Raw genomic sequence first — 5,727 nt, 5'->3', positions numbered from 1 at the left:
CGGCTGATCCTGTTCGACCATGTCGACCGCGGCGGCTATCAGGAGGCGCCGCGGCTGGATGCGGGCGAGCCCTTCCTGCGCAACCCGCCGCTGCTGGCCGCGATGCCAAAGCGCCTGGCCGCCGCCGGCTGGCGGGCGGCCGGGACGCGGGAGCTGCACGACCGCACCATCGGCTGGTACCGGACCCTGGTCGGCAAGATCGAGCGGTCGCGCGACCGGATCGAGGAGATCGCCGGCCCGGAGGGGTACGACCATGTCCTCGCTCTGTATCAGGGGTTGGTGGACGCGGCGGCGGCCGGGAGGCTGGGGGCGGCGATCGTGACGGCGGAGAGGGTGGGGTAACAGAGAGGCCTCGCACCGACGCCGACGCTCTGGTCGAGCGCCTGGGTGGCGTTTGGACTGGAGCCAAAAGGAGGGATTCCAGTCGATCAGCCTGAGGAGGTGGATGTGACGGAGATTGAGAGGAGGAAGTGAAGGCCAAGCCGATCGAAACGCCGCATCGCTCAGCCATAGTAGCGCTGCAGCGTCGCTGAAATAGCGATGGCGTCGGAGTGGACAGTAAGACAGCCACCACCGACGCCACCCGGCTTAACGTCAGGCCTATGCGGCTTTCTTTAGAGCTACCCGCAACCTCATGCGCAACCGCGTAGAGGCAACTCGCAACGTCGCGGGATTGCGGCCATCACATGCAAGCTCGGCGTACGAGCTACCGCGAGCAAGGCCAGACAACAGCGTCCATTCATTCGCAGAGACCAGCGAACGAACATATCGCAACTCGCCTCGAGCCATCAGATCTGGTTCGGAAACGATTTCATCTATAACAATAGGAGCCAAGTGGAGCGCCCGTTGCTGCGCCCTGCTCCTCTCAAGTCGATCCGCCGTCGCCCTTACCCTAGCGACATCATCAAGATTTGGTTCTTCGTCGACCGGACTATTGGAGGCAAGATAGTTAAGGCTGGCTTCCAGCCCCCAAGCTGAAGCATCAAGCTTAGTCTTTCGGGAGAGTTCGGCCTGCAAGCGCGCATATGCGTGCCAACGTTGCGGGAGATCCGCCATAATTAAGTCCCTCGATCTGTGCGAGCCGCTGTTGGCTCGCGGGGTGTTGAGCTGCTGAGGGCACCTTCGGTGGCTGGTGATCCCCGGCCAGGACGCTGTGCCTGAAACGGAGCAGTCCAGCCCCTCGATCTGGGCTTCAGTTAAACTCAGGGTCAACGATACAATATCGAAACAATCCAGCCAAGGGGCGGCGCTAGATGCGCCGCCCCGACTTACCTTAAGCCGTCATCTGTACGCGGTATGCCTCTGACCATTCGCGTCGAAGATTCTCAAGGAGCTTGCGAGCATCGTCACTCGTACCAGAGAGACGACTTTGTGTACGCGCCAGCGAAAGCAGCAGAAGATCCAACGCTACGATTGGCCCGCTCTGCGCCTCAGAAGTCATTTCGGCCAAATCTTCATTCTCCTCAGATACGGTCGGCGCGCTCATCTTACTAATTGGGTCATATAGTTCTGTAAAAAATGCGTGAGATGTATTTATAGTCAAAATAACCCTCCCAAATTGATGCTTAACATCATAAAATGGCCAATACTCATCATGTCTAAAACTAATAATATATTTTGAATCTTTTACTCTTGAAAAAGCTTCATCTTCAGTTTCACCATCTCTTTTTAAAGTTAAAGCCAATCCCCTCAAATTAGCATCAAGCTGCACCTCCTCTTCCGGCGTTGTTGGTGCAAGTACTGTACTCTGGAAGGTATCGGCATCACCAGCCCTCGTCTCACTCGTACTCGGCTTCGCCGGCGCCCGAGCTGAGGCTTGAGCTGCTTGAAAACGCTTGATCTCATCGTTAATTGTGGTGATCTCGTCGCCGATCTTGTCCTTTATTTCCTCCTCGACATAGCCTTTCATCCGCACGCCTTGCTTATTCGCAGAAACGCCAAAGGCCTCATCAAGTACGCCAGGAAAGTCGATCTGAATCCGATACCAGTGAGTGACGCTATGTCGTGTCGTCAACCTTGGCATCCCTCCAGCAAACAACTCCCTGTTGTTACGAAGAATTGATACTGTCAGCCCATCAAATATACGAAGATCATTTCGCAACGTCTTCCTTGGAAGGCCATACCAATCCTCAATCGGAAGGCGGTAAATTCGGATTTGGACCGGGGCTGTCTCGGCAGAATTTTCAGACAGCTTTATATCCACCTGGCGAGTCACGATAAGGCGACTCTGTTTCGGCTCATCATCGAGAAACCGAACATGCCTTGCATTCGGCATAGAATATGTAGGGTCAAACGCTTCTACCAAACGGTTGTTTACATAAAGCCGCAGCCCGTCAGCAATGGCACGACGATACACACGGGCCATTTCCTTGACCGCATGGTCAACAAGCGTTTTTGCCTTCGCATAGGTCAGCCGATCGCACTGTGGCATATAGATGATAGTCCCCGATGCCCCAAGACGCTCATAGAGATCATCGTTGGCGGAGGCCAATAGCTCCTGCTCCGAGCGATTGGTCGGATAGGAGACGGGCTTTTGGAAGAGGTCAGCGATTTCATCGGGCAGTTCGCTAGACAAATTTGGATCCGGAAGCTCAACTAGGTTGGCGCGTTCCTTTCCAATTGCCTCCACGTCAAGCGTCATGCTGTAGATCGCCCTCGGCTCCTGCCAAGAATAAAGCTCCATGACTGGACTCATACTGAGCGCGGCCGTCTTCATGCCCATACCGAAGCGAGCAATTCCTTCCCTATTTCCGTAGCTCATAGAGCCACCAAACGCAGTAGCAACTTTCAGCACCGTCGGGGACATGCCACGACCATTGTCATAGACAGCGGTATCGATTTGGTATTCGCCTTTCGTCCCGCTCTGCCGGAAGAAGATACGGACTTCTGTTGCACCAGCCTGGATCGCATTGTCGACGTGTTCGCAAAGAGCTGAAGTGGTGTGATTATAACCGACGTCGCGCAATGACTGAATCAGCGTCTGCGCAAAGAAGAGCGGAACGGTCGCCTTCTCCTTAAGGATCCGATTCATGACCGCCCTGCCACCGCGGGGCGCCTCATCTCCCCAAGAGGGGCTGAGGCTTTCAGACGGGTCGCGAGTGTTCTGATTATTCAACATGTTACTCTCCTGGTTTTGTGACGCAGCCTGTTCCGCGTCGGAGATGAGCCCTCAAGTGGCCCTCATCATATTAGGAGACGGCGGAAACGGTTTGTTACACGCATGGAGTTTTTCGTCCGACAGACGCTCGTGCGACTTCCTTCAAGAAGTAGTTGACCCACCCATCCGGGCAGGCTCCATCCCACCCGTAAGATCGCGCCCGCCCACCCGGGCGGGCGTTCCGGGGCCGGCGGCCCTCCCCCACCCTGACCGTCCCGGGGAGCGGCAGACTCCCCTCTGAAGCCCCCGCCCCGGCCCTTCCGGCCGGCCGGCGGGGAACGGGTGGAGATGCGCATGACCGGTGCCGCCATCACCGAGGACGGCTTCATCTACGCGCTGCGCCGCGTCACCGAGGCCGCCGCCCGCGCCGCCTTCGACTGGATCGGCCGCGGCCGCAAGGACGAGGGCGACGCCGCCGCGGTCGACGCCATGCGCACCGTCCTCAACCATCTCGACATCGATGGCCGCATCGTCATCGGCGAGGGCGAGAAGGACGAGGCGCCGCAGCTGTACAAGGGCGAAAGGCTGGGCCGCGGCACCGGCCAGGCCGTCGACATCGCGGTCGACCCCGTGGACGGCACCAGCCACCTGGCCAACGGCCAGACCAACGCCCTGGCCGCCGTGGCGATGACGCCGCAGGGCGCCATGTTCGACCCCGGCCCCGCCTTCTACATGGAGAAGTTCGCCGGCCCGCCGGCCGTCAAGGGCCGCATCGACCCGCTGGCCCCGACCCGCGACAAGCTGAAGGTGCTGGCCCAGGCGCTGGGCAAGCCCGTCTCCGACCTCTCGGTCTATGTGCTGGAGAAGCCGCGCCACCGCCGGCTGGTGGAGGAGATCCACGCCGCCGGCGCCCGCGTCGCCCTGTACCCCGCCGGCGACGTGGCCGGCGCCATCGTCGCCGCCATGCCGGGCGGCGAGGTCGACTGCCTGATGGGCACCGGCGGCACGCCCGAAGGGGTGCTGGCGGCCTGCGCCATCCGCGCGCTGGGGGGAGAGTTCCTGGGCCGCCTCGACCCGCAGCTGGAGCATGAGCGCGCCGCCGTGGCCCATGCCGGGCTCGACACCCGCCGCTGGTGGGGGGTGGAGGAGCTGGTGCGCAGCGACAAGGTGTGGTTCGCCGCCACCGGCATCACCACCGGCCTGCTGTTCGAGGGCGTGTCGCGCCGCGGCCCCAGCACCCGCACCCAGTCGCTGATGCTCACCGCGCCGGACCGGCAGTGGCAGGTGCTGACCACCTATGTCGAGACCGCCCTGCTGGGGCCGGGCCCCGGCCAGGCGCAGGAGGCCATGCGGTGACCGGGCCAGTCCTTTTCACCCTCCCCTCCCCTCCGCGGGAGGGGGGCGGGGGGAGGGGGGCGGTGCCGGCCAGGGCAGGCCTCTCCCGCTTCGAGAAAGCCCCCTCCCCCTCCCGCGAGGGGAGGGGGAGGGACAAGAGGAGGCAGGGCGGAGCTGGCTGCACCGCTCCCCGCCACCCGCCATGCCGAGCCTGCTCGTCGATCACGACCCGAGACGGGAGACCAGAATGTCCAAGCCCTCCTTCGACCGGCCCATCATCCTCGGGATCGTCGGTGACTCCGCGGCCGGCAAGACCACGCTGTCGCGCGGCATCGCCGAGATCCTGGGGCCGCAGCGCTGCACCCTGATCTGCACCGACGACTATCACCGCTACGACCGGCGCGAGCGGGCGGCGAACGGGGTCTCGGCCCTCGACCCCGCCGGCAACTATGTCGACATCCTGGAGCAGCATCTGCACCTGCTGCGCCAGGGCCAGCCGATCCTGAAGCCGATCTACAACCACGACCAGGGGACTCTGGACCGGCCGGAATACATCGAGCCGAAGGAGTTCGTGGTCGCGGAGGGGCTGCTCGGCTACGCCACGCGGGCGATGCGCGACTGCTACGACGTCAAGATCTACCTCGACCCGGAGGAGGAGCTGCGGGTGCGCTGGAAGGTGCACCGCGACACCACCAAGCGCGGCTACACCGCCGAGCAGGTGCTGGACTCGCTGAAGAAGCGGGAATACGACAGCCCGACCTTCATCCGGCCGCAGCGGCTGTTCGCCGACATCGTCATCCGCTTCCAGCGGCCGCCCGGCGCCAATTCCTCGGCCGGGGCGCCGGAGACAGACCACCGGCTGGACGTCGCCCATATCCTGCGCCCGACCCTGCCGCACCCGAACTTCTCGCGGCTGATCGAGGCGGTGGGCGACGGCAGCGTCGGCTTCGAGCTGACCCGCGACGAGGGCAAGCCGGTCGACGTGCTGGAGATCCGCGGCTCGATCTCCGACCGCCGGGCCGAGCGGGTGGAGGAGTATCTCTGGGAGCATATCCCCGAGGCCAGCCACCTGCGCGACGACCTCGGCCGCTATGACGGCGCCGCCGGCCGGGCGGTCAGCCACCCCCTCGCCCTCACCCAGCTCCTGGTCGCCTTCCACATGGTCAAGGCGGCGCAGGGGGTGCACGCGGTGTGAGTCCTTTTAGTCCCCCCTCCCCTTGCGGGAGGGGGCCAGGGGGAGGGGGTTCGGGCCGCAAGGACCGAAAGTCGTGGTCCGCGCCCTTCGATCGACAACC

At 62.7% G+C, this 5,727-nt stretch carries 4 protein-coding genes; 3 read left to right on the top strand and 1 reads right to left on the bottom strand.

What is annotated here, in order from left to right; genetic code table 11:
• Positions 1 to 342, top strand: a 342-nt coding sequence (locus P409_RS39210) for a hypothetical protein (protein ID WP_034844772.1), incomplete at its 5' end; no start/stop codon positions are given.
• Positions 343 to 1,273: 931 nt separating this feature from the next.
• On the opposite strand, the gene P409_RS37315 is transcribed toward P409_RS39210, so the two are convergent.
• Entirely contained in the window at positions 1,274 to 3,118 is a 1,845-nt protein-coding gene (locus tag P409_RS37315) for an ATP-binding protein (protein ID WP_202964793.1), read from the bottom strand.
• Between the two features lie 333 nt (positions 3,119 to 3,451).
• Between P409_RS37315 and glpX the strand changes: the two genes are divergently transcribed.
• Positions 3,452 to 4,453: a class II fructose-bisphosphatase gene (gene glpX, locus P409_RS24535; protein ID WP_052121349.1), complete on the top strand. Its 1,002-nt coding sequence runs from the start codon at positions 3,452 to 3,454 to the stop codon at positions 4,451 to 4,453.
• Between the two features lie 226 nt (positions 4,454 to 4,679).
• Positions 4,680 to 5,627 (top strand): phosphoribulokinase, encoded by a 948-nt coding sequence (locus tag P409_RS24530; protein WP_034844771.1) that lies wholly within the window; start codon positions 4,680 to 4,682, stop codon positions 5,625 to 5,627.
• The last annotated feature ends 100 nt before the right edge of the window (positions 5,628 to 5,727 follow it).

The sequence above is a fragment of the Inquilinus limosus MP06 genome (assembly GCF_000767795.1).
In the GTDB taxonomy this organism is placed as follows: Bacteria; Pseudomonadota; Alphaproteobacteria; order DSM-16000; family Inquilinaceae; genus Inquilinus; species Inquilinus limosus_E.
The sequence above is the reverse complement of the archived record's forward strand: the minus strand, read 5'-3'. Positions and strand labels throughout refer to the sequence as shown.